Below are 24,981 nucleotides of genomic sequence, written 5' to 3'. Positions count from 1 at the left end.
AAGCCGGTCCGGGGCACGCCGAACCGGCCCGCGGGACCGCCCCACGGGCTGCGGACGGGGCAACGCCCCCGACCGGACTCCCGGAGCCGCAGACGACGCGCGGGACCCGTACAGCTCCCCGCGCCGCATCCAGGCCGGCGGGGCACCATGCAGCTCGCACCACCGCATCCGGCCCCGCGCCACCACATGCAGCTGGCGCAACCAGATACGGGCCAGCGCCACCACATCCGGCTCGCGCCACCACATCCGGCCTCGCGGACCACTCCCAGCTCGCGCAACCCCATCCGGCCCCGCAAACCACTCCCAGCTCGCGCAACCCCATCCGGCCCCGCAAACCACTCCCAGCTCGCGCCACCACATCCGGCCTCGCGGACCACATCCCGGCTCACCGAGCCACATCAAGCCCCGCCGGCGATTGAGGCGCGGGGTCCGGGGCAGAGCCCCGAAAACCAGCCCCGCCGGCGATTGAGGCGCGGGGGCGACGGGGGCGGAGCCCCCGGAAGGGGGCCCGGGGGCTCCGTCCCCGGTCTACTCCCCGCCCCCGAACGCCGCGTCGAACGACGCGCTCGGCGGGTCGAAATCGAACCGCTTGAGCGAGGCCAGCGCCTCCGGCGCCCCCGTCAACCGGTCCATGCCCGCGTCCTCCCACTCCACCGAGACCGGCCCCTGGTACCCGATCGACCGGAGCATCCGGAACACGTCCTCCCACGGCACGTCTCCGTGCCCGGCCGAGACGAAGTCCCAGCCCCGCCGGGGGTCGCCCCACGGCAGGTGGGAGCCGAGACGCCCGTTGCGGCCGTCGAGGCGCTTACGGGCCTCCTTGCAGTCCACGTGGTAGATCCGGTCCCGGAAGTCGTACAGGAAACCGACCGGGTCGAGGTCCTGCCACACGAAGTGGCTCGGGTCGAAGTTCAGCCCGAACGCGGGGCGGTGGTCCACGGCCTCCAGGGCCCGGTGAGTGGTCCAGTAGTCGTACGCGATCTCGCTGGGGTGCACCTCGTGCGCGAAGCGCACCCCCTCCGCGTCGAAGACGTCCAGGATCGGGTTCCACCGCTCCGCGAAGTCCTCGTACCCACGCTCGATCATGTGCGGGGGGACCGGCGGGAACATGGCGACCAGGTGCCAGATCGAGGAGCCGGTGAAACCGATGACGGTGTCCACGCCGAACGCGGCCGCCGCGCGGGCGGTGTTCTTGATCTCCTCGGCGGCCCGCCGGCGCACGCCTTCGGGTTCCCCGTCCCCCCAGATCCGGGCGGGCAGGATGCCCTGGTGGCGTTCGTCGATCGGGTTGTCGCAGACGGCCTGGCCCACCAGGTGGTTGGAGACGGCGAAGCACTTCAGGCCGTACCTGTCGAGCAGCTGCCGCCGCCCGTCCAGGTAACCGGGGTCGGCCAGCGCCTTGTCGACCTCGAAGTGGTCTCCCCAGCAGGCGAGTTCGAGACCGTCGTAGCCGAAGTCCCGGGCGTGCCGGCAGACCTCCTCCAGGGGCAGGTCGGCCCACTGGCCGGTGAAGAGGGTGAAGGGGCGGGGCATGCGCACGACCTCCTAGAGAGGGACCGGGGTGAGTACGGAGTTCTTGGCGGCGCTCTCCTCGACGGCGGCGAGCACCCGCTGCACCTGGAGGCCGTCGGCGAACGAGGGTACGGGCGCCGTCCCTTCGGCGATCGTGCGCACCACGTCGCGGGCCTGGTGTACGAAGGTGTGCTCGTAGCCCAGCCCGTGGCCCGGCGGCCACCACGCCTCCAGGTAGGGGTGCTCGGGTTCGGTGACCAGGATCCGGCGGAAGCCGGCGGAGGCCGCGGGCTCCGTGTGGTCGTGGAAGGAGAGTTCGTTGAGCCGCTCCAGGTCGAAGGCGAGCGAGCCCCGCTCTCCGTTGATCTCCAGCCGCAGGGCGTTCTTGCGGCCGGCCGCCATCCGGGTCGCCTCGAACGAGGCCAGCGCGCCGGAGGCCAGCCGCCCGGTGAACAGCGCCGCGTCGTCGACGGTGACCGCGCCCCGCGCGGCGCCGTCGGCGGCGCCCGTGAGCCCGGCCGTGGTGCCGGCGAGCACGGGCCGTTCCCGTACGAAGGTCTCGCTCACCGCCGACACGCCGACCAGCAGCTCCCCGGCGAGGTACTGGGCGAGGTCGACGATGTGCGCCCCGAGGTCCCCCAGCGCTCCGGAACCGGCGTGCTCGCGTTCCAGCCGCCAGGTGAGCGGCGACTCGGGATCGACCAGCCAGTCCTGGAGGTAGGTGGCCCGTACGTGCCGCAGAGGGCCCAGCCGGCCCTCCGCGATCAGGGAGCGGGCGTATGTGATGGCGGGCACCTTGCGGTAGTTGAAGCCCACGATCGCCACCTGGCCGCGGGCCGCCGCCCGCTCGGCCGCAGCGGCCATGGCCTCCGCCTCGGCGACCGTGTTGGCGAGCGGCTTCTCGCACAGCACGTGCTTGCCCGCCTCCAGCGCGGCGATGGCGATCTCCGCATGGCTGTCGCCGGGGGTGCAGATGTCGACCAGCTGCACGTCGTCCCGGGCGATCAGGGCGCGCCAGTCGGTCTCCGCCGCAGCCCAGCCGTGCCGGGCGGCGGCGGCTTCGACGGCCGTACGGTCGCGTCCGCAGATCGCGGCGAGAGCGGGTCTCACCGGCAGGTCGAAGACGTGTCCCGCGGTCCGCCAGCCCTGTGAGTGGGCGGCTCCCATGAACGCGTATCCGACCATGCCGACGCCGAGTGCCGTCGTCGGCCCCCCTGCCGGCGGCGGTGCCTCGGTCTCCTGCTCCGTCTCTTCCCTACGGGCCATGCGGGCTTCCTCCTCGTCGGTGGTTCGGTGGCGGCGGTGGGGCGGGATCAGCTGAAGCCCGTCGGCAGGTACTGGTCCACGTTCTCCTTGGTGACCACGGCGGAGTACAGGGTCAGGGACGTCGGGATCTCCATCTCGGAGAGGCCGGCGATGCCCTTGCTCTGACCGAGGGCGCGGGCCAGGTCGATGGCGGACGCGGCCATCGTCGGCGGGTACAGCACGGTGGCCTTCAGGACGCTGTTGTCGGCCTTGATGGCGTCCATCGCGGACTTCGCCCCGGCGCCGCCGACCATGATGAACTCGTCCCGGCCCGCCTGCTGGATGGCGCGCAGGGCGCCCACGCCCTGGTCGTCGTCGTGGTTCCACAGGGCGTCGAACTGCTTCTGGGCCTGGAGGAGCTGGGCCATCTTGGCCTGACCGGACTCGACGGTGAAGTCGGCGGCCTGACGGGCCACCAGCTTCACGTTGGGGTAGTTCTTCAGCGCGTCGGCGAAGCCCTGGCTGCGCTGCTTGGTGAGTTCGAGGTTGTCGATGCCCGCGAGCTCGACGACCTTGGCTCCGGCCTTCCCCTTGAGCTGCTCGCCGATGTAGTGACCCGCGTTGAGCCCCATGCCGTAGTTGTCACCGCCGACCCAGCAGCGGTACGCCTGCGGGGAGGCGAAGACGCGGTCCAGGTTGACGACGGGGATGCCCGCCTTCATGGCCTCCAGGCCCACCTGGGTGAGTGCCTTGCCGTCGGCGGGCAGGACGACGAGGACGTCGACCTTCTTGTTGATGAGGGTCTTGACCTGGCCGATCTGGGCGGCGGTGTCATTGGAACCCTCGGTGATCTCCAGGGTCACCTCGGAGTACTTCTCCGCCCGCGACTTGGCGTTCACGTTGATCGCGTTGAGCCAGCCGTGGTCGGCCTGCGGTCCGGCGAATCCGATGGTGACGGGGGTGCCGGGCTTGTCGTCGGCGGCGGGCTGGTTGTTCGCGGCGGTCGCCTTCTCCTTGGGCTCGTTGCTGGTGCAGGCGGTGAGGAAGGCTCCCGCGGAGACGGCCGCGGTGCCGAAGAGCAGTCCTCTGCGGCTGGTTTCTGGCATGGCTGTCAAACCCTTCATCCGGTGCGTGGGACAAGGAACGGCGGGGGAAGCGGCTCAGGTCTCGCCGTGGCGCGAGGTGCGGCGCTGGACCAGGACGGCGGCGACGATGATCGCGCCCTTGGCGATCTGCTGGACATCGCTCTGCAGATTGTTGAGCGCGAAGATGTTGGTGATCGTGGTGAAGACCAGGACACCGAGTACGGAGCCGACGATCGTTCCGCGGCCCCCGCTCAGGAGCGTGCCGCCGATGATCGCGGCGGCGATCGCGTCGAGTTCGTACAGGTTGCCGTTGGTGTTCTGGCCCGACCCGGACAGGATGATCAGCATGAAGGCGGCGATGCCGCAGCACAGGCCGGAGAGCAGGTAGAGGTAGAGCCGCTGGCGGCGTACGTCGATGCCGGCGAGCCGGGCCGCTTCGGCGTTGCCGCCGACCGCGACCGTACGGCGTCCGAAGGTCGTCCGGTTCAGGATCAGCCAGCCCGCGACGGTGACCGCGGCGAAGACGAGGACGAGCGGCGGGATGCCGAGGACGTAGGCGTCCGGCAGGCCCAGATCGAGGACGGACTGGACCGTCACGATCTGCGTCTTGCCGTCGGTGATCTGCAGGGCGAGCCCGCGGGCGGAGGCGAGCATCGCGAGGGTGGCGATGAACGGGACCATGCCGCCGTACGCGATGAGCAGCCCGTTGACCAGGCCGGCGGCCAGTCCCACGACCACGGCGGTGAACAGGATGCCCGCGAAGCCGTACTCCTGGGTGGCGAGGGTGGTCGCCCAGACGGAGGCGAGGGCCACCATCGCGCCGACGGAGAGGTCGATGCCGCCGCTGGTGATGACGAAGGTCATGCCGACGGTGACGACCCCGATGACGGAGGCCTGCGTCAGGATCAGCTGGAGGTTCCCGGTGTCCAGGAAGGCGTCCGGTTCGGTGAAGCCGCCGACGGCGACGAGGACGGCGAGGACGCCGAGCAGTGACAGGTTGCGGACGTCGGCACGCAGACCGAGTGTGCGCGGGCCGCCGCCCTGTCTCGAGGGCGGGGCGGCCGGTTTGGTCAGGTCCGGCCCGTGGTGCTGCGCCGACGGTGCGGGCTGTGTCATGACGTCGGGCTCCCTTCCATGACGAGGTCGAGTACGCGGTGCTCGTCGAGCTCCCGGGCGTCGGCCGTGTGCACGACCCGGCCTTCGCGGAGCACCAGCACCCGGTCGGCGAGGCCCAGCACTTCGGGCACTTCGCTGGAGACGAGCAGAACGGCGAGGCCTTCGTCGGCCAGCCGGCGGATCACGGCGTAGAGCTCGGCGCGTGCGCCGATGTCGACACCGCGGGTGGGTTCGTCGAGCAGCAGGACCCGGCAGCCGCGCAGCAGCCAGCGGGCCAGGACCGCCTTCTGCTGGTTGCCGCCGGACAGGGTGCGGACGGCGGCGTCCGGGTTGTCGGGCCGCAGCGAGAGTTCGCGGGTGGCGGCCCTGGCCGCCTTGCGCTCGGCTCCCCGGTCGACCCAGCCGGCGCGGGCGAAGCGGGAGAGCGAGGAGACGGAGACGTTGCGGGTGACCGACTCGGTCAGCAGGAGGGCCTGCGCCTTGCGTTCCTCCGGCGCGAGACCGATCCCCGCGGCGATGGCGGCCCGGACGCTGCCGGGGCGCAGCGGTGTGCCGGCGACGGTCACACGGCCCGTACTCGGCTTGCGGGCCCCGAAGACCGTCTCCAGGATCTCGGAGCGCCCCGAGCCGACGAGGCCGGCGAGGCCGACGATCTCTCCGGGCCTCAACTCCAGGTCGAAAGGCTCGAACTCCCCCTTACGGGAGAGGCCTTCGACGGTGAGTACGGGGTCCGCGGTGTCGGGTAGGCCGGACGCGGGCCGCGGGGGGAAGACGTGCTCGACGGTGCGGCCGGTCATCAGGGCGACGATGTCCCGGGTGGGGGTGGACTCGGCGGGGAGCCCGACCGCGACGGCACGGCCGTCCTTGAGGACGGTCACCCGGTCGCCGATGCGGCGGATCTCCTCCAGCCGGTGCGAGATGTAGATGACGGACACGCCTTCGGCGGCGAGGCCCTCGACGGTCCGGAAGAGGTTGGCCACCTCGTCGGGGTCCAGCGCGGCGGACGGTTCGTCCATCACGATGAGCTCCACCTCGAGCGAGAGGGCCCGCGCCATGGAGACGATCTGCTGCTGTGCCGCCGAGAGGTCACCGACCGCGCGTCCGGGATCGATCTCCGGGTGGCCGAGGCGTGCGAGGAGAGCGGAGGCCCCGATCTCGGCCACGCCGGTGCGGACGACGAAGCCGGCGGTGGTGAATTCGTGGCCGAGGAAGATGTTCTCAGCCACGGACAGGTTCTCGACCAGGTCGAGTTCCTGGTAGATGGTGGCGATGCCCATCCGCATCGCGGTGATGGGCGAGGAGAGCTGGACGGGTCTGCCGCGCCAGGTGATGGTGCCGCCGTCGGGCTGGTGGGCCCCGGCCAGCACCTTGATGAGGGTGGACTTGCCGGCGCCGTTCTGACCGAGGAGGCAGTGGACTTCGCCGGCCTGCACCTCCAGGTCCACGCCGTCGAGGGCGCGCACACCGGGGAACGATTTGGTGATGCCGGACATCGTGAGCAGGGGTGGTTCTGGTGCCATGACGAATCCCCTCGGCGAATGGGGTCTCCCCTTGCTCGGGCGGAGCCGAGAATGCGGGGAGGGCCGGTGAGCGGGCAGGGCGCAGTGCCGGCGGTGCCGTACTGCTGACGGAACTGCTGGTGGGCTGTGCGGGGGTGCGGGTGGTGCGGTGCTCGGTACGGGCTGCTTACGGAGACTGCTACTGCGGAGGCGGTGCTCGGTAGAGGCTGCTGCGGGGCGAGGACGGCTTACGGAGACTGCTGCGGGTGGGGCTCTGGACAGGGCTGCTAGGGGAAGGCTGCGGAGAGCGCGTGCCGGCCCGGACGTCAGGCCGGCGAGAACAGGTGGTCGCTGATGAGCCTGGCCGCGCCGGTCACTCCGGCGACGGGCCCCAGCTCACCGAGGACGATGGGGAGGTTTCCCGTGGCCAGCGGCAGGGACTGCCGGTAGACCTGGGTGCGGATGCTGGCCAGCAGGTTGTGGCCGAGCCCGGTCACCCCGCCGCCGATCACGACGAGGCCCGGGTTGAAGAAGCTGACGAGTCCCGCGATGACCTGGCCGACCCGGTTGCCGCCCTCGCGGATGAGGTCGAGCGCGGTGGCATCACCCGCCGCCGCGGCGGCCGCCACGTCGACGGCCGTGAGCTTGCCGGCCGTCTCCAGCCGGGCCCCGAGCTCCGGTGACAGGCCGGCGCGGGCCGCGTCCTCGGCGTCACGGGCGAGGGACGCGCCGCTGAAGTGGGCTTCCAGGCAGCCCCGGTTGCCGCAGGCGCAGGGGCGCCCGTCGGGTTCCACCTGGATGTGACCGATGTCGCCCGCGCTTCCCGTCGTCCCGCGGTAGACCTCGCCGCCGACGACGATGCCGCAGCCGATACCGGTGCCGATCTTGACGCAGAGGAAGTCGCCCACGGAACGGGCGACGCCCGCGTGCTGCTCCCCCATCGCCATCAGGTTCACGTCGTTGTCGACCATGACGGGACAGCCGAGTTCCTGGCTGAGCGCCTCCCGGACCGGGAAACCGTCCCAGCCGGGCATGATCGGTGGTGCGACCGGGACGCCTTCGGGGAAGCGGACCGGTCCCGGTACGCCGATGCCGGCGCCGTCGAACCCCTCGGCGAGCCCGGAGGCCCGGAGCTTGGCCGCCATGGCCAGCACCTGTTCGAAGATGGCGACGGGCCCCTCGCGTACGTCCATGGGGTGGTTGAGGTGTCCGAGAACCTCCAACTCGGCGTTGGTGACGGCCACATCGACGGAGGTGGCGCCGATGTCGACGCCGAGGAAGCGCAGTTCGGGTGCGAGCCGGATGTTGTGCGACCGGCGTCCGCCGCGGGAGGCGGCGAGGCCGTCGGCCACGACGAGTCCGGTCTCCAGGAGACGGTCCACCTCGACGGCGAGCTTGGACCGCGAGAGGTCGATCTGGTCACCGAGCTGCGCACGGGAGTTGGGCCCGTCGTCGCGCAACAACCTCAGCAGTCGCGCCTGGTGCGTGTTCGCGGGTCGTGCCGTCATGCGTCTCACGCGTCCCTCCCCGCCACATCGGCCAGTCCGTCGGGCTTTCGAGGGGAACGTAGCAGCGGTTTACCCGAGTGGGAAGAAGTTGCGCAGGAATCCGGTCCAACTTTCTCCACACTCAGGACAAAGGTGCGCCCCGGCGGCCGTCCCAGGGCCCGGGCACGCGAAAGGCCGGGGCTCGCGCCCCGGCCTCCGGGAGGGGGCACAGCGAGAGCAGCCGCCCGAACCGCACTCAGGGGCAGCGGATGACCTGTCCGGCGTAGGAGAGGTTCCCGCCGAAGCCGAAGAGCAGGGCCGGAGCACCGCTCTCCACCTCACCCCGCTCGATCAGTTTGGACAGCGCCATGGGGATCGACGCGGCCGAGGTGTTGCCGGAGTCCACCACGTCCTTGGCGATGACCGCGTTGACCGCTCCGATCTTCCTGGCGACGGGTTCGATGATCCGCAGATTGGCCTGGTGCAGGACGACGGCCGCGAGATCCTCGGGCGTGAGACCGGCACGCTCGCAGACCGTCCGGGCGATCGACGGCAGCTGCGTGGTGGCCCAGCGGTAGACGGACTGCCCCTCCTGCGCGAACAGCGGGGGCGTGCCCTCGATCCGTACGGCGTTGCCCATCTCGGGCACCGAGCCCCACAGCACGGGGCCGATCCCGGGCCGGTCCCCCGAGTCCGGCTCGGCGGTGACGACGGCGGCACCGGCTCCGTCCCCCATGAGGACGCAGGTGGAGCGGTCGGTCCAGTCGACGATGTCGCCCATCTTGTCGGCCCCGATGACCAGGGCACGGGTCGCCGCACCCGCCCGGATCGCGTGGTCCGCGGTGGCCAGCGCGTGGGTGAACCCGGAGCAGACGACGTTGATGTCCATCACGGCGGGTGAGCGCATGCCCAGGCGTGCGGCGACCCGGGCCGACATGCTCGGCGAGCGGTCGATCGCGGTGGACGTGGCGACGAGGACCAGATCGATGTCGGCGGGCAGCAGGCCGGCCGTTGCGAGGGCCTTGGCCGCCGCGTGTGCCGCCAGTTCGTCGACCGGCTCGTCGGGGCCTCCCAGATGCCGGGTCCTGATGCCGACACGACTGGTGATCCACTCGTCACTGGTGTCGACCATGGCCGCAACGTCGTGGTTGGTGAGGACCTTGGCGGGCTGGTAGTGGCCGAGCGCCACGACACGTGAGCCGGTCATGTACGGGTTCCCCTCGCTACGTATGGCAGGAGTTCACCAGTCTTGGTTGCTACCGCTCGGTACAGAGGCACGTAACCCGACAGGAATCCGGCCCCAGGCTTGGAGCGTCCGGGACAGCCCTCCGGGAACTTCCGCCGGGACGTCTCAGAACGACACGGCAGCACACTCACCGTCACCACCCTCGACCCGATTCCGGGCATCGTGCGGGCAATACCGTCGACGTGCCACGCTCGCTCGGCTCTCTCACCCCGATGGACGAGGACGTCACACGTCTGCGCCTCCTCCGGCGCCGGGTGCGACGTCACCCTCCACGTGCAGGACGACGGGACCGTCAAGGCCACCTCGCCCCATGACCACCGGTGACCCATGGCAATCTCTGTATCAAGGGCCGTTTCGGCTTCCACCACGTACAGAATCGGGATTGACGGCTATGGGACGGGTCACCGAGCGTCGCCGCACCATCCGCATCCGGGACGGGGCCGTCACCACCCGCCCCGACACCCTCGTCGCCGAGGAGCCCCTGGAGATCCGGCTGAACGGCAGGCCGCTCGCCATCACCATGCGCACCCCGGGCGACGACTTCGCGCTGGCGGCGGGCTTCCTGGTGAGCGAGGGCGTGATCGGTGCGGCCTCCGAGGTGCAGTCGATCGTGTACTGCGCCGGGGCGACGGCGGACGGGGTCAACACCTACAACGTCGTGGACGTGAAACTCGCACCGGGCGTCGTGGTCCCCGACATCACCCTCGAACGCAACGTCTACACCACGTCCTCCTGCGGGCTGTGCGGCAAGGCCAGCCTGGACGCCGTCCGCACCACGACCCGTCATCCGGTCAGCGACACTCCCCCGGTCCGGGTGACGCCCGCCCTGCTCGCCACCTTGCCCGACCGGCTGCGCGCGTCACAGCGCGTGTTCGACCGGACCGGGGGCCTGCACGCGGCGGCGCTCTTCTCGGCGGAGGGCGAGTTGCTCGACATCCGGGAGGACGTCGGCCGCCACAACGCGGTGGACAAGCTGGTCGGCCGGGCCCTGACGGACGACCGGCTGCCCCTCTCCCGGGCGATCCTGCTGGTGTCGGGGCGCGCCTCGTTCGAACTGGCGCAGAAAGCGGTGATGGCCGGCATTCCGATGCTCGCCGCTGTCTCCGCACCGTCGTCGCTGGCCGTGGACCTCGCGGCCGAGAGCGGACTGACCCTCGTGGGCTTCCTGCGGGGTCCGTCCATGAACGTGTACGCGGGTGACCACCGCATCGCCCTGGAGGCGCAGGCGGGCCGGGGCTGAAGCGTTCCGCCCGCTGCACGGGCCGGCGGGCCGTCAGGCGGGGAGCGTTCCCTGCGCCGGCCGGGTCACGTCGCGGCGCGACGTACCGGGGCCCGGTCCGCCGGACAGGTGCCGAGCGCTGCCCGGCGGAGTGGCCGTGCCGCCGACCCAACGCGTCCGGCACCAACCACTTCACCAAGTCCGTTTGCACGGCTCAACGAGCGATCACGCCATGGGAAGCGGCGTCTGACTGCGGGCACCCACGACCAGCCGGCACCCCACCGGCTGGTCCCGCACTCCACACGGGCTGAGCGGCGACGAATGGCTCCGTGGGCCTTTCGAAGTCCTCGACCAGGTCGGCAGGCGCCGGGCATTATGCTGCTCGCGACTCAACGAATCACGTGTGAGGTAACGATGAGCAGGCTGCTGGATTTCTACGAAACCACGGTTTCCCCAAGCTACCGCATCTTCGGTCTGGTCGACACCAGTGTCGATACGTACGCACCCCATGCGGATCGCTCACAATGGCTCCTATCTGCCCCTGGCATGGTGTATCTACAGGTGCCGCCCCAGGTTATCCGGGCGTGCGTGCGGTTGGAGAGTTGGTCAACTGTCCCTCTGCCGGACGAGGAGGAGTGGTCCGGTACGGAGGAGGTGGAGGTGGAGCTTCCCGGCGGTGACCTCGCCTTGGAAACCATCGACGGCGGGCAGAAGGAAACCCCCCTGATCCTGCCCTCGTCCGGCTTGTATCGGATGCGATGGCAATGGATATTCAATCCTGCAGGCGGTGCTTTCACCTCTCCACTGGCGGAAATTCGCGAGCCCCTGCCCATACCCCTGAGACACGAGGAGAAACTGAACGACGCGGATCAGTACTGCCTCGTCCAAATCTGGCGCATCACGGCCGGTGAAGACATCGTGAAAGAGTAAGGGAAATGCGGGGACGCTCCGATGGAGCGGCCCCGCATGACGACCATTCGAGACCGGAGGTCCGGTCAGTCGCCGATGACGACTATGAACGGGTCATGACTGAGAATCCGGTCGTTGTCGTACCAGGCGCCGAGACGCCGCCCGGCCTCTTGATTCTCGTCTGAGTCGATGTAGCGGACGGAGAAATCGTCGCGGTATGCGTCTCCCTCGTACTGGTAGCGCGCGGCCCCCTGATAGCTGGAGGCGAAGGGGAACTCGTCGCAGTCGCGTCGCTCTCCCGCCGTGGGCCGGCCCGGAACGGCGGCGTTGTTGCAGGTGGAGGAGACCACGGAGCGGTTGGCGTCGTAGCGCGCCTGCTCGTTCAACCCGAACCCGGGCACGAGGCGGTGCATCGGATTCAGGGCACTCCCGCCGGGCAGCTTCTTGTCGCTCTTCGTCGGATAAGTGCTGCTCGGGTCGTCCAGAGCGTCGCCGATGTGGTCGGCGACAGCGGCGACTCCGATGTACGGCTCCACGGGAGCACTCGGATCGGACGTGTCGCTGCGGTCGTAGCGCAGGGCAGGCGTCGCGTCGGGGAAGACGGAACCCACCTTCGCCCGCACGTTGTAGGCGGCGCTGTCGAAGCGAACCTCCCCCTGCTCACCCTCGGAAGGAATGACCTGGGAGTACCCCGGGATCGTGAACCTGAGGACCGGAGTGAACAGACCCGTGGCTATCTGATCGCCGTTGGCGACGTCGGGCAGCCTGGGCGCCAGCGACCAGAGGTCGAACTTCGTGTCACCGTTGTACTTCCACTGGCTGGGCGAGTCACTGCGGCCGGTGTACACGCCAGGCTGGCAGGCGTCCTCCGCCGTGGGGCTGCCCGGTACCCCGATGTCCCAGTCTCCCTCGCACTCCAGTTTCGCTTCCAACTTGGCGCCTGCCTTGTTGAAGTCTCCGCTGGAGAGGAAAACATCCACATTGAAATCGAATTCGGCGAACCGGGTCAGCGTGCTGTCACCCAGACCGCCGATCTGTCCTCGCCCGATGAGGGTGTTGGTCGAGATGAAGGCGCCCTGGAGGTAGCAGCCGGGGGGCCAGAGGCCGCACCTGATCGCCGGCATGACCGTCAGAGTCTCCTGGCAGTACGAGAACCTGTTCTTGATCCACCCCGATGCGTTGTCCGAGTCGTCGGCGTTATGGCACTCGTCGACGTCGGCGATGTACTCATAGGGATCCTGGCCGTTGTTCTCGGGCTTGCGGCCGCGAGTGAAGCGCTGACTGGGAACGGTGTAGGTGCGCTCCCAGGCAGCCATCGTCCCGACGGTCGGCCCCTGTGCCGTACCGCCCGCGGCACTGTCGGAGGTACCGGACGTGGCTGCGGCAGGCTGCTCAGCGGACGGACCGGTACGCGGCTTGATGCCGAGCGCGTCCAGATTCCCGTCCCTGTTCAGGACTTGCTCAACCGGAGCGGGGTCGGCGATCAGCGCAGGATCGTTGATCGTGTAGGTGTCGCCCGGCTGAAGACTGGTGGGGACGCCGGCGGCGGCGGTCTCCACGACGAACGTCCGCCACGGGGACCATCCCAGGTTGTAGTGGGTGCCGTCGTAGGCGTTGGTGCGGAACTTGTACATCTTGCCGTCGGCGAGCTGCCCCTCGGGGACCGTCACGGTGGCCCACTCGCCGGGTGTGACGAAGTCGGACACAAGCACGCCGTCCCCGGCCGGAGTCGTGATCGGCGTGTTGGTTTCCGCGTCGTAGACCTGGAAGCTACCACTGACCTTGTCGCCGTCCGCGTCGGTGAACTGGTCCCTCAGCGTGGGTGTGAGGGTGCTGACGGCCCACACACCGTTGTAGGTCTTGAAGGGCGGACCAGCTTGCTGCGCTGTTCCGTCGGAGGGACGGTAGTTGTAGGTCACGGTCAGCTTCGGCTGGTTCGCGGTCGCGTTGCCGGAGTTGACGCGCTTCCAGGCACGGGTGTCGTCCGTCTCCGCGCGCAGACCCATGTAGCCGCGGGTCGCCTTCGCGGAGGCCCAGGTCTGCACGAGGGTGTCGACGTCTGCGTTGATCCAGCCGTCGGGCTGTGTGGCGGTACAGTCCGGGTTGCCGCGGGTCTGGGTCGAGGAGTGGTACTGCTGGTTCCAGGTGGGCTGGTTCGTCCAGCGGGACGAGGTCGACGCCGCGGTGGTGTCCCATACGGTCCATGCCTGGGCGGCGCAGTCGATGTTGCCCGAATGAAAGTTCCACAGCGCCAGGTTCGTATCGATGATCAATGCGTCCTGGATCGGCGTGGTGTTCCAGTGGACGAAGGACCGGGCCACGCGGGTGGTGCCGTCGGCGTTGGTGGTGCCGGGGTTACCGAAGTCGAGTTCGGTGTCGGCCGACCAGTCGACTGTTTCACCGCGCTGCACGTAGGTGTCGAAGGTGGACGCCAGGGCGGAGGTCGAGGGGTCAACCGTGACCGGGTACCGGGTCTTGGGGCTGGCGAGGAACTCCGCGCTGGGCGTGACGACCAGGTCGATGCGGCCGGTTCCCTTGTTGACGACCTTCATGGCGACGCGGGACCGGCGGGTGTGCTCGCCTGACCGCTTGTCCACCGAGGCGTCCCACATGACGGGGGCGGGCATCGTCGCGCGCCGCTCACCGGTCTCGGCGTCGGTGAAGGTCACCGAACCGTCCTTGTCCGCCTTGGCCTTCAGCCCCTTGGCCTTGACCGGCAGAGTGTACGAATAGGCGCCGGAGGGCCTTTCGTTGATCTCGACGTACTGCTCAAAGCCGGTCCGCGTCGCCTCGACGATGACGTCGGCGCCCGGTACGGCCTCCGGGTAGCGAGCAGTGGTGCCGTCCAGCTCCGGCGCAGGAAGACCACCCTTCCACTGCAGCGTCACAGCCTGCTCACCACTGCCCAGCGTGACGAGATCACGGGGGGCGGCGTCACGGGCGGCGGCCTGCGACCGCGGCGTGGTGCCGCCCTTGCCGGCCAGGCGCAGCCCGTTGGGATGCTCCTTCGCCTTCACCGTGCCGTCACCGGCCCTGGTCAGCGTGGCATCGACCTTGCGCCACGCACCGGCCCGCCACACCCTCTCGGGTCCGGAGGTCAGCTCGGTGGTAAGAGTGCCGTCGGGGTTGGCCACGGTGTACGAGGTGGCCGTCGTCTCGTCAGAGGCGACGACCTTCTTGCCGGTCTTCCGCGCCTCGAGTCTCGCCCACTCCTTCGAGCCCTTGGGGTGGCGAGCTGCCTTCTTGGCGTCGGCCTTGCGAGCGTCGGCCTTGCGAGCGTCAGCCTGGTAAGTCTGGACGGCTTCCGCAGACGTGCTGCGGTCAGGGCCAGAAGCCGCAGCTGCCTGGCCCGTGATGGCGATCCCCGCCTCGGCGATCAGCAGCAACGCGGCTGCTGCCGCAACTCGTCTGCCCCTTGTGCGTCTTGCTGGGGTGGATCGTATGGATGGCGACACGAAGTGCAGTGCCCTTCCTCATGGTTCAACTCAAACGTCCGTGCGGAGTCGCACGAACAGGAGGACCCTGACAGGAAACGCAATGCCCCTGAAGTTACTTTCAGGACATGTGCATCAGTCAACTAAACGAGAGATAGGCGCGCATGGCATGTCGGGACGCACGTGATCAAACGTCAGGTAGATCACGTCGAATCCTTCGGCCTCACAAGCACGGATGAGGACACGTGCGGAGGGAAGAATCCGGGCCCTGCTTGGCCTGTGGCCTCACGTGACGTGAGGGGGAGATCGAGATGTCCGATAGGGGGCATTCCTCGCCCTGAGCGGCAAAGCGGAGCTGTGGAGAGAATGCACCTCATGGCGGAGGCGACCTGAAAGTGGCGCTAACTCTCCCTTGCCGCAGGGTGTGTGACGCGGTATAAGCCCAAGAGGTCGTCACCCGTGGCACGTTTCGCAGGCTTCTTGTAATTGCTCAGGGTGGCGGCCGTAGCCGTCCTCGGCTATGCCAGTCGTTGGGACCACGTAAGGAGTCTTGAGACCACGAGCAGCCCATGGCAGGCTCGTGGCGCATGATCGATCAATTCGCCAAGGACAACCTGCACGGGAGACTGCGGCGGGACCGCAAGGCACTGCTCTGGAAACTCGAGGGTCTACCCGAGTACGACGTTCGCCGACCTTTGACGGCGTCGGGGACCAACCTCCTCGGCCTGGTCAAACACGTGGCCGGCGTCGAGGCACGGTACTTCGGCGAGGTCTTCGACCGTCCTTCTCCGGAACCGTTGCCCCGGTGGCAGGACCATGACGGCAGCGACCTGTGGGCGACCGAGGACGAGACGCGCGATCAGATCGTCGGCTCCTACCGGCGCGCGTGGGAACACTCGGACGCGACGATCAACGAGCTTCCCCTCGATGCCCCCGGCCACGTGCCGTGGTGGACGGAGCCCTATTCCCACACGAACCTGTTCGCCGTCATGGTCCACGTCCTCGGTGAGACCAACCGGCATGCCGGGCACGCCGATATCCTGCGCGAAGGCGTCGACGGCCGTACCGGGTTGCGCCCTGAACATGAGGTGCAGATCGATGAGGCAGCCCGCGCCGCCTATCACGCGAGGATCGAGCGGGCTGCCAGGTCAGCCGCATCAGTCGAAGCATAGAAGGCTGCGCCGAGCGATCTGATGTTCGCCATGGTGCCGGACCGTGGGTCCTGACCTGTCGAAGCATCTGGTCCCCGATGAGCGCTGGGGGCTGGCTGCTCCGTTACTGCCGTCGTTCGCGGCTCGACCGCAAGGTGGTGGGACGGCTCATGCCGCAGTCGGCGCAGCGGGCCGTCACGAGAGGCCGAGGCCGATGCGGCCGTCGCTCCGTCCCTCACCGCGGACGAAGGGCGACCGGCCGCCGGCGAGGTCCTGCGGCCGGGGCCGCTCGCTGTGCCGCAGTTGGCAGACCGTGACCACCCGTGCCACGTCGGCAAAGCCGTCCGGACACCGCAGCCTCTTCGTGCGCGTTCTCGCGACGGCGGGCCACCGGTGGCGATCCGCGTGAGAGCATGCGTCCATGAGCAGCGACCTGGAAGTGAGCGCGCTGGCGATCAACGTCACGATCCCGCAGCCGCTCCGCTGGACGGACACGCGACGCGGTGAGGCGTTCGAGCTGAGCACGCTCAACGTCCGGCTCCTCCCGGACGGCCACCTCGCCGTGAAGGCCTACGGCCGGCCGGTCGCCGGCGGCCGGGGCGCCTACGTCTCGTTCCCCGTGCCCGACCAACCCGAACTGGCGGCACTGATCGCCGACGCCGCCGACCGCGCCGGTGCGTTGTGGGCCGCCCACCTCGGTCTGAACTGAGCCCTTCCGTCGGCCCAGAAGGCGCACGGGGACCGTCCGGGGCGTCACCTCCGCGGCAGGCACGGTGCTGGATCGTCCCGCGTGACGCGCGTGCGGGTGCGCGTCGGGTCATGCACGGCACCCGGTCCACGAGCGGCCCGCTACGGTCGCCGCACCGCCGTAGCCTCGTCGACGGAGACCTTCTCGGCCCCGATCCGTCCCGCACGTGCGGTGCCCCACGCCCCCAAAGGCGCCAGGGCGGCGTTGAGTGATACGCCGTGTTCCGTCAGGGAGTACTCGACCTTCGGAGGCACCTCGGGGTACACCTCCCGGTGCACGAGCCCGTCCTCCTCCATCTCCCGCAAGTGCTGGATCAACATCTTCTCGCTGACGCCCGGCAGACCGCGCCGGAGCTGGGCGAACCGGCGGGTCCCGTAGTGGTGCAACTCCCAGAGGATCAGCGGCTTCCACTTGCCGGCGACCACGTCCATCGCCGCGTCGATGCCGCAGACGTAGGGACCACGTCGCGCTGATGCTGCCATCCGTCCCCTCCCCGAGGTACTTACCCGGGGGTGAGTACCCGACTAATTAGTCCGTACTGGCCAACTCTACTGGCCCTGGGGAGGATTCAGCCGTACGACGAACACGAGGGGAACCCCGGACAATGACAACCGACAACAGCTTCCAGGTGAGTGTGCTCGGGCTGGGAGCGATGGGCAGCGCCCTCGCCGGCGCCCTGATCAAGGCGGGACACGGGACGACCGTCTGGAACCGGTCACCGGAGAAGGCCGAGGACCTCGCCGCGCAGGGCGCCGAGGCCGCCGCCACGGCCGGCGACGCGGTCCGGGCCGGCCAACTGGTGATCGTGTGCCTGCTGGACCACGCGTCGGTCCGCGAGGTGCTCGACCCGCTCACCGGCGAACTGACCGGACGCACCCTGGTCAACGTGACCACGACGACACCGGCGCAGGCCCGGGAGATGGCCGACTGGGCCGCACGGGCCGGGATCACCTACCTGGACGGCGGCATCATGGCCGTCCCGCAGATGATCGGCCTTCCCGGGGCGTCGGTCCTCTACAGCGGATCGGCCGAAGCCTTCGACCAGCACAGGTCGCTGCTCGAACTGTGGGGAACCGCGACCTACTTCGGTGAGGACCCCGGGCTGGCCTCCCTGTACGACCTCGCCCTGCTCGCGGGCATGTACGTCATGTTCGCCGGCTTCATGCACGGCGCCGCCATGGTCGCACCGGCAGGAATGACGGCCCGCCAGTTCGCCGCCATGGCCGCACCGTGGCTGACCGCCATGACCGGCGCCCTCGACGGGCTGGCAGCCGTCGTCGACGGTGGGGACTACACCGTCGAAGGGCAGCAGAGCCTCGAGTTCTCCAGCCTCGGGGACCTGCTGGACGCCAGTGCCGCACAGGGCGTCAGCACCGAGGTGGTCGCCATGGTGCAACGTCTGATCCGACGCCAGATCGACGCGGGCCACGGGGAGGAGGGCTTCTCCCGCATCATCGAGAGCATCAGACAGCCGGTCTGACGCGATCCGGGCCCGCTGTGGGCTCACTCGGAACCACAAAGGCCCTTCCCTGACCGGTCATCGGCCAGCGAAGGGCCCTTGTGCGCGCAGCTTTCAGGCCCTGAACGCCTCGCCCTTCACGGCGGCCACGAAGGACGCCCAGCCGTCCGCCGAGAACGTGAGCGCGGGGCCCTGAGGGTGCTTGCTGTCGCGTACGGGGACGAGGGCGGCGACGTCGTCGGACACCTCGATGCAGGCGCCGCCGTCCGAGTTGCTGTAGCTACTTCTCCGCCAGGACACGCTGCTCAGGTCGAGGGATCGCACGTCACTTCCTCCGACAACCGCGGGATGAACGTGGACGAGGTATCGGCCGAGCCCGCACCGGGCGCGGGGACGACCAGCGTTGACAGCGGAGCCCTCTCACGTGTGGGCCACTCAGGCGCCCATCGCCCCGTGCTTGACCGCGACGACGAACGACGACCAGCCGTCCGCCGCGAAGGTAAGCGCGGGACCGTGCGGGCACTTACTGTCACGCACCGGGACGACACCCGGGAAGGCGTCGGAGACTTCTATACATTGGCCGCCATCAGAGTTGCTGTAACTGCTCCTACGCCAAGCAGCAACACTCAGGTCGAGGGATCGCACGGGATTTCCTCCAACAGACACGAAATGTGCTTACGCGACTCGCCTGGGGACAGTGCCAAGTCGCGGACGGAATCGTACATTTGCTGAAGCTCCTCAACCTGCCGAGATGCCTCGAACAGGTTGCCGTGGGTGGCACTCTCCACGTACGCCACCGTACGCCCCTCGGCCACCCGCAGGAACATCACGTCAGTACTCGACAAGCTGTGCGCACCGGCACTGTGCGGCAGCACTTGCACGACCGTCCGCGCCCTCTCGGCCATGTTAAGAAGATGCTTCAGCTGCTCCCGCCACGCACTCGCCTCCCGGAGTGGCGTGCAAAGCACCGTCTCGGACAGGAGCGAGCGGAAGTGCGGCGCTCCCCCGCCCTCAAGTAGCTCGCGCCGCGTCAGTCGAGCCTTCACCTGCTCCTCGATCTCTTCCCCGTCGAGTTGCCCAGCCGCGAGTACTTCCCGTGCGTAAGCCTCCGTCTGCAACACTCCCGGCAGTACCCCCACCGCGAAGTGCCAGAGGCTCGTGGCCTCCGCCTCCAGGGCCATGTACCGCCGGTACCGCTCCTTGAACTGCGTCTGGTCGCTGACAGCCAGCTCCCACAGAGCCAGCAGCAGCCCCGGCGTCCCGTAGTACTGGTCGAGCGCCTGCACGACCTCCGGGCCGCCGACCGTCTCGCCCTTCTCCATCTTCCCGAACAACGACCAGTCCCAGCCCAGCCGTTCGCCCAGCTGCCGCAGACTGTCGCCGCGCGCGGTGCGCAGCAGCCGCAACTCCTCCGCGAACCGTGCGCGTGGTTCCCTGCTGCGGCCCGTGACCGCCCGCCTCGTCGGCATCGACCCTCCGTGGAACGTGTGGAACGTGACTCACCTGCCGGGGAAGCACATCCCGCCCTCGGTGTGTCGCGCTCCCGGCCGGGCCACTCTCGTAGCGCAGCCCTCACCCACCGTAGTCACAGGCGTGGGGGCCGGCGCAGGAGAACCCGTGCATGACCAACCGAAGGAAGTCACCATGACGTCACCGTCGCAGAAGCCACCGCTCCCCCGTAGGGCCTGCCGGTCGGAGCACCCGGAAACGGCCGGGATCCAGGAGGCCGTCGACGCGCGGGACGCCCTCGCAGCCGCACTGAGCGAAGCCGGTGTCCAATTGCCCGCGATGGATGTCCGTACCCCGTGGCCGGACACGGACGGCGGTGACGAGGGGCGGGCGGCCCGGTACGCCTTGGTCCATCTCGGCGTCTGTTCCGCCCCTGTGGCGCACGCCCTGGCTGCCGTGATCAGGGTCGGGGCGGCAGGTGGCCGGTGACGGTGTGCCCCCTCTCGGGGTGGCCGTGCACGACGAGGGGAGCGGCCGGGTGGGGCTGGTGACGGGCCATGAGGGCCCGTACGTCCAGCTCCGCCCGCTCGGCGGCGGCCTCGAGTGGGACGCGGACCCGGCACGCGTACGCCCGGCCCGCCCGGCCGAGCTGCTGAGCGCCCGCGTCGCCGACGCCAACGCCCGCAGCCGCACCGGCCTGGGACTCGGCGGCGTACGGAGTGCGCCGCGCGCACACGGGGAGGAGGACGGCACCCGGTGACTGCGGCGAGCGTGGGCACCGGAAGTCGGCCGGTCCCGGTCAGGCCGCCGGGGTGGTCAGGACGGCCTCGGCCGCCCGCCGGAGACTCCCGATCATCGGATTGGCGTCGCCCTTGCGGCTGGCCAGGACGACCTGGCTGGGAGGAGCGCCCACGACCGGCACGGTGACCAGGTCGGGACGCAGGGAGCTACGCCGGTCGCCGACCGGCAGCACGGCGATCGCCCGGCCGCTCGCGACGAGTTCGAGCTTGTCCTCGTAGCTCTCGGTCGGCGGAACGCCGGCTCCGAGGAGCCGGTAGGAAGTCCAGTCCGAGGTCTCGAACGCGCAGGGCGCCGCCTCCTCGCCGGCCAGTTCCTCCGCGCTCACCGACGCACGCCCGGCCAGGGGGTGACCGCGCGGGACCACGAGCACCCGGGGCTCCTCGTACAGCGGGACGGTGGACACGTCGTCGGCGAGCGGCAGCGGCGCCCGCGCGATCAGGGCGTCGACGCGCCTGTCGGACAGCGCCCCGACGTCGCGGCAGCTCAGGTGCCGGGTGGCGATCTCGGCGTCCTGGTAACGGCTGCGGAGTTCCCGTACGACGTGGGTGATCACCAGGTCTTCGACGTAGCCGATGGTGATGCGCCCGGTCTCGGCTTGTTCACGCACGGCCAGCTCGGCCTGGTGGGCGGCCTGCAGCAGGGCTTCGGCCCGGGGGAGGAACGCCTGGCCGGCCGGGGTGAGCCGGGCGCCCTGGGGCACGCGGTCCAGCAGCCGTGCGCCGAGGTGCTTCTCCAGCCGTTGGATCTGGCGGCTCAGCGCCGGCTGCGCCACGTGCAGGGCGGCGGCGGCCCGCCCGAAGTGCTGGTGCGCCGCCACCGCGGTGAAATAGCGCACCAGCCGGAGTTCCAGGTCCTGGCCGAGATCGTTCACCTTTCCAGCGTACGCGCCATGCTGTTTCGGAATGATCGGGTTGCCGTACAGGTCTTGGACGACTGCGCTGTCGTGGGCCTTGACTGGAGGAGCAAACGTTTCCCCGAGAAAGCGACAGGCGCGATGAAGGCGATCCAGTTCCACGAAGCGGGCGGCCCGGAAGTACTGCGGTACGAGGAGGTGCCGGTGCCCGAGATCGGCCCGGGCGAGGTGCTCGTCCGGGTGCACGCGGCGGGCATCAACCCGCCGGACTGGTACCTGCGTGAGGGGATGAAGGTCATGCCGGCCGAGCTGAGGCCGGCGCTGGAGTTCCCCCTCACCCCGGGAACGGACATGTCGGGCGTGGTCCAGGCGGTCGCTCCGGATGTGGCGGACTTCGCCGTAGGGGACGAGGTCTTCGGCATGCTGCGGTTCCCCGGGTTCGACGGCCGGACGTACGCGGAGTACGTGGCCGCGCCGGCCTCGGATCTGGCGCGCAAGCCGGACGGCATCGACCACGTGCAGGCGGCCGGGGCACCGATGGCCGTGCTCACGGCCTGGCAGTACCTGATCGATCTCGGCCACGACGTGCCGTCTCCTTTCACCGGCCAGGTGCACCGGCCGGCGCCGATCACGCCGGGGATGACCGTGCTGGTCAACGGGGCCGCCGGTGGAGTGGGTCACTTCGCGGTGCAGCTGGCGAAATGGAAGGGGGCGCGCGTCATCGCGGTGGCCTCGGGCCGGCACGAACAGTTCCTGCGCAAGCTCGGCGCCGACGAGTTCATCGACTACACCAGGACGCGGGCCTCGGACGTGGTCAGCGGTGTCGACCTGGTGATCGACACCGTCGGTGGCCCGGACAGTTCCCGCTTCCTGGCCGTGCTCAAGCGCGGCGGGACCATGCTTCCGGTGTTCTTCGCTCAGTACGACCCGGAAGAGACGGCGAGTCTGGGCATCACGGTCTCGAACATCCAGGTGCGTTCCAACGGCCGCCAACTCGCCCAGATCGGGAACCTGTTCGCCGAGGGCACGCTCCAGGTCGGGGTGGACAGCACCTACCCGCTGCCCGAGGCGGGCAGCGCGCACGCGCGAGCCGCACAGGGGCACATCCAGGGCAAGATCGTGCTGACGGTGGCCTCATGATCGCCGAGCTCCAGCAGGCGGTGGCGACGTACGCGTATGCCCTGGACGAGCTGGATGTGCCGGGCCTGGAAGCGGTCCTGACCGAAGACACCACCTGGACCTTCACCACGCCCGGACAGGGAGTGCTCGGCCCGGTCACCGGACGCGCGGCGGTGCTCGACTTCATCCGTGCCGGGCACATGGCCCAGACCGGAAGGGTGCGGCACCACCTGGGCAATGTCGTGGTCACGAGGGCGGAAACCGCCATCGCAGAGGTGCGGGCCTACCTGATGCAGACGAGGAACACCGGCGAGAGCATCCAGGTCCTCTCCACCGGGGTCTACACGTTCGTCCTGCGCCTGTCGGACGACAGATGGCGGATCGCCGACCTCACCCTGGCACTGGACAACGCCTTGGGGTGAAACCCACCAGGTGGCCTACGGAACCCTGGGCGTGGGCGACACGCTGTTCCACGGCAGGGCGGCGACAGCCGCGAGCGGTCCGCACAGCACCACCACCGGGCCGTTCCCCCGTCCACGAGGACGCGATCTCAACGGCGGTGGTGCCCGTGCCACCTGTCCCGGTGCTGTGCGGCCGGCCGATCGCCGGTCGCCGGCCCGGGATGCGCGTCCTCGCGCTCCGAATTCGCCTCCGGGTCGAGCCGGCTCGCAGGGTGCAGCGCCTCTTCGGAGTACCGCGTGGCGGCAATCGCTTCGACCGTCTGCGACTCCGTGAACGTCTCGGAGCCCGGGATGTGGGGCACGAAGCCCATGAGGACGCCGTCGCGCAGCACCTGGGCATCGAGCCCGCCCCCACCGACCGACCACAACGCCTCGCTGCCGTCCGGGATGACGACACGGATTCCGAACTCGTCCACACCCTCGTCGGCACGGTGGGCCATGACATTCCGCGCGCGCAGTACGGCAACGATGCGGTCGATTCGATCGGGTTCCACCGCAGTGCACCTCCATCGTCCCTTCTCGGACGAAATAGACCCATACGTGCCTTATTTTTTTATCGTACTGCTCCTGCTCACCCCGGGTACGACAGTGGCGGCCTCCCCGTCGCTCTCCTGGGCACGGCATGACGCCGGGCGTTCAGCGGGCGCGCCCGGGCAAGGCGGGTATCGCCGACGTCACCCGCGTCGCGGTTCCGAGGCGTCATGCGTTCGTGACTGCTCGCCCACCGGGCTGCGAGGAGACGCCGGCCCCCCAGGTCGCCTTCGCGCCCGAGTCGCCGATGCGGTAGACCTGCACGACCGCGCCGACCGCCACCACGAGCGAGAGCAGGATCGCGGCGACCCGCAGCCAGGGGCTGGGCTTCCTGCCCGTGCCGCGCGGGCCGTCCGCGCCAGCGGCGGAGGGCAGGTACGCCCAGCGGTAGGCCGCCCAGAGTGCTGTGGCCATGACGAACAGACCCACCGCCCAGGGCAGGAGTTCGTCACCCATCTCCGTGTGCCGTTCCACCAGCGCGTTCTCCTCCGTGCGTTCCTGCAGCCATTCCCCTGCGTTGGTGGCGAGAGGAACGGTGATGAGGGCCACCAGCGCCAGGACGGGCAGGGCGAGACCGAATCTGCGCATCACCTGCGGGAAGATCGCACAGGCCACCAAAGCCAGCGCGGCAAGCGGCACCAGCACCACCACGAAGTGGACGAGGAAGGGATGTGCGGGGATTCCATTGATCTGCGTGGGGCCCATCAGGCAACTCCTTCGGAAGACGCAGGTCACGGCAGCACTGCCCGTGCTGCCGTGCTGTCGCCGCACCTGCCCTACGGCGGCATAGGGGAAGCGGGGTCGCTCACCGTCACCTTTCTTCCTGACCGACGCGGAGGAGTAAACCCCGCGCGAAGGCACATGGAGGTACGCGTCAGATCCCCGCCGCCCACTCCGCGGCCGGCCACCCCGTCCCCTCCCCGCGTCCACCACCGTCGGCACGGCTGCCTCGCGGACGTCTCCATGACACGGGACGGTCCGCCGCCCGTGTGACGGCACTCCGTACAGTCCGGTACCGATGGTCGAGCGCTCCGGGGGATCAGTGGGACGGGTGGCCCGATACCCATTCGGCCAGGGCGAGCAGCGTGGACTCCGCGCTGTCGGCCATGTGGTCGCGCAACGCCTGGATCTCCTCGGGTGTGCCGCCCAGGACCGGGTCGGTGCGCAGCAGCTGCCAGGACTGCTCGACGACGGTGCCGGTGCCCTGTTCGCCGAAGTGCCAGCTCCAGCGCACGATGCCGTCCTCGGCTCCGCCGACGACGAAGGCGAAGGCGGTACCCGGATCCGCCCGCACCACCTGGGAGCGTGTGACCCATGAGCGCCCGTTCCGGTGGTTGCGGCCGCTGAACCAGGCGCCGGCCCACGGACCGTCGCCCGGCGCGTAGAGCACATCGTCGGCGCTGGGGCTCCAGGTCTCGATCAGCGACACGTCGCTGATGAGGCGGTAGACGGCGTCCGGTGGCGCGTCGACCCAGCACCGCCGGGTGAACGCGAGGGCAGTCAGGTCGAGCCCGGCGAGCGTGGACGGCGGGTCGGGGGTGTTCGGGTCGATAGCGGCACCCATGGATTCCTGCGGGGAGTGAGGAAGGGACATGCGGCTCATCCTGCGGCCTGCCGCCGGGGTCAGCCTGACCCCACGGATCCTCACCCCGACAGG

General features: G+C 69.6%; 25 protein-coding genes and 1 pseudogene. 10 read left to right on the top strand and 16 right to left on the bottom strand.

Translation table 11 applies throughout. The annotated features are described in order from the left end of the window. Positions 1-528: 528 nt before the first annotated feature. The 7 genes from ACH4VO_RS22445 to ACH4VO_RS22415 form a co-directional block, all read right to left on the bottom strand. The gene (locus tag ACH4VO_RS22445; protein ID WP_360992223.1) at positions 529-1,533 is read right to left on the bottom strand and encodes a sugar phosphate isomerase/epimerase family protein; all 1,005 of its coding nucleotides are present in this window, start codon (positions 1,531-1,533) and stop codon (positions 529-531) included. A 12-nt stretch (positions 1,534-1,545) separates the two neighbouring features. Then, entirely contained in the window at positions 1,546-2,778 is a 1,233-nt protein-coding gene (locus ACH4VO_RS22440; protein WP_360992226.1) for a Gfo/Idh/MocA family oxidoreductase, read from the bottom strand. A 47-nt stretch (positions 2,779-2,825) separates the two neighbouring features. Beyond that, the gene (locus ACH4VO_RS22435) at positions 2,826-3,863 is read right to left on the bottom strand and encodes a substrate-binding domain-containing protein (RefSeq protein WP_360992229.1); all 1,038 of its coding nucleotides are present in this window, start codon (positions 3,861-3,863) and stop codon (positions 2,826-2,828) included. A 54-nt stretch (positions 3,864-3,917) separates the two neighbouring features. After that, on the bottom strand, positions 3,918-4,958 hold the full coding sequence (locus tag ACH4VO_RS22430) for an ABC transporter permease (RefSeq protein WP_360992231.1): 1,041 nt from the start codon (positions 4,956-4,958) through the stop codon (positions 3,918-3,920). Then, positions 4,955-6,478 carry a sugar ABC transporter ATP-binding protein gene (locus ACH4VO_RS22425; RefSeq protein WP_360992234.1) on the bottom strand — a complete coding sequence of 508 codons (1,524 nt, stop codon included), beginning with the start codon at positions 6,476-6,478 and terminating at the stop codon, positions 4,955-4,957. The genes ACH4VO_RS22430 and ACH4VO_RS22425 overlap by 4 nt, the downstream gene beginning before the upstream one ends. A 305-nt stretch (positions 6,479-6,783) precedes the next feature. Then, complete coding sequence (locus ACH4VO_RS22420) at positions 6,784-7,965, bottom strand: ROK family transcriptional regulator (protein WP_360992237.1); 1,182 nt, start codon at positions 7,963-7,965, stop codon at positions 6,784-6,786. 235 nt (positions 7,966-8,200) lie between these two features. Beyond that, a complete protein-coding gene (locus tag ACH4VO_RS22415) occupies positions 8,201-9,151 on the bottom strand; it encodes a beta-ketoacyl-ACP synthase III (RefSeq protein WP_360992239.1) in 951 nt (316 codons plus the stop codon). 255 nt (positions 9,152-9,406) lie between these two features. Here ACH4VO_RS22415 and ACH4VO_RS22410 point away from each other — a divergent pair. The 3 genes and pseudogenes from ACH4VO_RS22410 to ACH4VO_RS22400 form a co-directional block, all read left to right on the top strand. Next, positions 9,407-9,576 (top strand): annotated as a pseudogene (locus tag ACH4VO_RS22410) (Fe-S-binding domain-containing protein); the annotation flags it as partial. A 5-nt stretch (positions 9,577-9,581) separates the two neighbouring features. Next, a complete protein-coding gene (gene fdhD / locus ACH4VO_RS22405; RefSeq protein ID WP_360992544.1) occupies positions 9,582-10,430 on the top strand; it encodes a formate dehydrogenase accessory sulfurtransferase FdhD in 849 nt (282 codons plus the stop codon). Positions 10,431-10,823: 393 nt separating this feature from the next. Beyond that, positions 10,824-11,339 (top strand): hypothetical protein, encoded by a 516-nt coding sequence (locus tag ACH4VO_RS22400; protein WP_360992242.1) that lies wholly within the window; start codon positions 10,824-10,826, stop codon positions 11,337-11,339. Between the two features lie 65 nt (positions 11,340-11,404). On the opposite strand, the gene ACH4VO_RS22395 is transcribed toward ACH4VO_RS22400, so the two are convergent. Then, a complete protein-coding gene (locus ACH4VO_RS22395; RefSeq protein ID WP_360992244.1) occupies positions 11,405-14,704 on the bottom strand; it encodes a DNRLRE domain-containing protein in 3,300 nt (1,099 codons plus the stop codon). Between the two features lie 635 nt (positions 14,705-15,339). On the opposite strand from ACH4VO_RS22395, the gene ACH4VO_RS22390 reads away from it, so the two are divergent. Both ACH4VO_RS22390 and ACH4VO_RS22385 read left to right on the top strand, forming a co-directional pair. Next, entirely contained in the window at positions 15,340-15,924 is a 585-nt protein-coding gene (locus tag ACH4VO_RS22390; RefSeq protein ID WP_360992247.1) for a DinB family protein, read from the top strand. A 400-nt stretch (positions 15,925-16,324) separates the two neighbouring features. Next, positions 16,325-16,612 carry a hypothetical protein gene (locus tag ACH4VO_RS22385; protein ID WP_360992250.1) on the top strand — a complete coding sequence of 96 codons (288 nt, stop codon included), beginning with the start codon at positions 16,325-16,327 and terminating at the stop codon, positions 16,610-16,612. Positions 16,613-16,752: 140 nt separating this feature from the next. Here the strand turns inward: ACH4VO_RS22385 and ACH4VO_RS22380 are convergent, their stop codons facing one another. Beyond that, a complete protein-coding gene (locus ACH4VO_RS22380) occupies positions 16,753-17,133 on the bottom strand; it encodes a helix-turn-helix domain-containing protein (protein WP_360992253.1) in 381 nt (126 codons plus the stop codon). A 122-nt stretch (positions 17,134-17,255) separates the two neighbouring features. On the opposite strand from ACH4VO_RS22380, the gene ACH4VO_RS22375 reads away from it, so the two are divergent. Then, a complete protein-coding gene (locus tag ACH4VO_RS22375; RefSeq protein WP_360992255.1) occupies positions 17,256-18,131 on the top strand; it encodes an NAD(P)-binding domain-containing protein in 876 nt (291 codons plus the stop codon). 93 nt (positions 18,132-18,224) lie between these two features. On the opposite strand, the gene ACH4VO_RS22370 is transcribed toward ACH4VO_RS22375, so the two are convergent. From ACH4VO_RS22370 to ACH4VO_RS22360, 3 genes are all read right to left on the bottom strand, one after another. Then, on the bottom strand, positions 18,225-18,434 hold the full coding sequence (locus ACH4VO_RS22370; protein ID WP_360992258.1) for a DUF397 domain-containing protein: 210 nt from the start codon (positions 18,432-18,434) through the stop codon (positions 18,225-18,227). A gap of 111 nt (positions 18,435-18,545) precedes the next feature. Continuing rightward, positions 18,546-18,755, bottom strand: coding sequence for a DUF397 domain-containing protein (locus tag ACH4VO_RS22365; protein ID WP_360992261.1), 210 nt, complete (start codon positions 18,753-18,755; stop codon positions 18,546-18,548). After that, positions 18,737-19,579 (bottom strand): helix-turn-helix transcriptional regulator, encoded by an 843-nt coding sequence (locus ACH4VO_RS22360; protein ID WP_360992264.1) that lies wholly within the window; start codon positions 19,577-19,579, stop codon positions 18,737-18,739. The genes ACH4VO_RS22365 and ACH4VO_RS22360 overlap by 19 nt, the downstream gene beginning before the upstream one ends. Before the next feature lie 175 nt (positions 19,580-19,754). On the opposite strand from ACH4VO_RS22360, the gene ACH4VO_RS22355 reads away from it, so the two are divergent. Both ACH4VO_RS22355 and ACH4VO_RS22350 read left to right on the top strand, forming a co-directional pair. Further along, complete coding sequence (locus ACH4VO_RS22355; RefSeq protein ID WP_360992267.1) at positions 19,755-20,048, top strand: hypothetical protein; 294 nt, start codon at positions 19,755-19,757, stop codon at positions 20,046-20,048. Next, positions 20,038-20,319 carry a hypothetical protein gene (locus ACH4VO_RS22350; protein ID WP_360992270.1) on the top strand — a complete coding sequence of 94 codons (282 nt, stop codon included), beginning with the start codon at positions 20,038-20,040 and terminating at the stop codon, positions 20,317-20,319. Before ACH4VO_RS22355 ends, ACH4VO_RS22350 begins: the two co-directional genes overlap by 11 nt. Positions 20,320-20,358: 39 nt before the next feature. On the opposite strand, the gene ACH4VO_RS22345 is transcribed toward ACH4VO_RS22350, so the two are convergent. Further along, the gene (locus ACH4VO_RS22345) at positions 20,359-21,231 is read right to left on the bottom strand and encodes a LysR family transcriptional regulator (protein WP_360992272.1); all 873 of its coding nucleotides are present in this window, start codon (positions 21,229-21,231) and stop codon (positions 20,359-20,361) included. A gap of 123 nt (positions 21,232-21,354) precedes the next feature. Between ACH4VO_RS22345 and ACH4VO_RS22340 the strand changes: the two genes are divergently transcribed. Then, positions 21,355-22,353: an NADP-dependent oxidoreductase gene (locus ACH4VO_RS22340; RefSeq protein WP_360992275.1), complete on the top strand. Its 999-nt coding sequence runs from the start codon at positions 21,355-21,357 to the stop codon at positions 22,351-22,353. Beyond that, positions 22,350-22,754 carry a nuclear transport factor 2 family protein gene (locus ACH4VO_RS22335; RefSeq protein WP_360992277.1) on the top strand — a complete coding sequence of 135 codons (405 nt, stop codon included), beginning with the start codon at positions 22,350-22,352 and terminating at the stop codon, positions 22,752-22,754. Before ACH4VO_RS22340 ends, ACH4VO_RS22335 begins: the two co-directional genes overlap by 4 nt. Before the next feature lie 128 nt (positions 22,755-22,882). On the opposite strand, the gene ACH4VO_RS22330 is transcribed toward ACH4VO_RS22335, so the two are convergent. From ACH4VO_RS22330 to ACH4VO_RS22320, 3 genes are all read right to left on the bottom strand, one after another. Beyond that, positions 22,883-23,287, bottom strand: coding sequence for a hypothetical protein (locus ACH4VO_RS22330; protein WP_360992280.1), 405 nt, complete (start codon positions 23,285-23,287; stop codon positions 22,883-22,885). Between the two features lie 205 nt (positions 23,288-23,492). Continuing rightward, entirely contained in the window at positions 23,493-24,029 is a 537-nt protein-coding gene (locus ACH4VO_RS22325; RefSeq protein ID WP_360992282.1) for a DUF2231 domain-containing protein, read from the bottom strand. Positions 24,030-24,363: 334 nt separating this feature from the next. Then, a complete protein-coding gene (locus ACH4VO_RS22320) occupies positions 24,364-24,918 on the bottom strand; it encodes an SRPBCC family protein (protein WP_360992285.1) in 555 nt (184 codons plus the stop codon). Positions 24,919-24,981 lie beyond the last annotated feature (63 nt).

This window comes from Streptomyces sp. NPDC020780 (assembly GCF_044334475.1).
Classification (GTDB): domain Bacteria; phylum Actinomycetota; class Actinomycetes; order Streptomycetales; family Streptomycetaceae; genus Streptomyces.
This window is presented reverse-complemented; position numbering and strand designations above follow the sequence as displayed.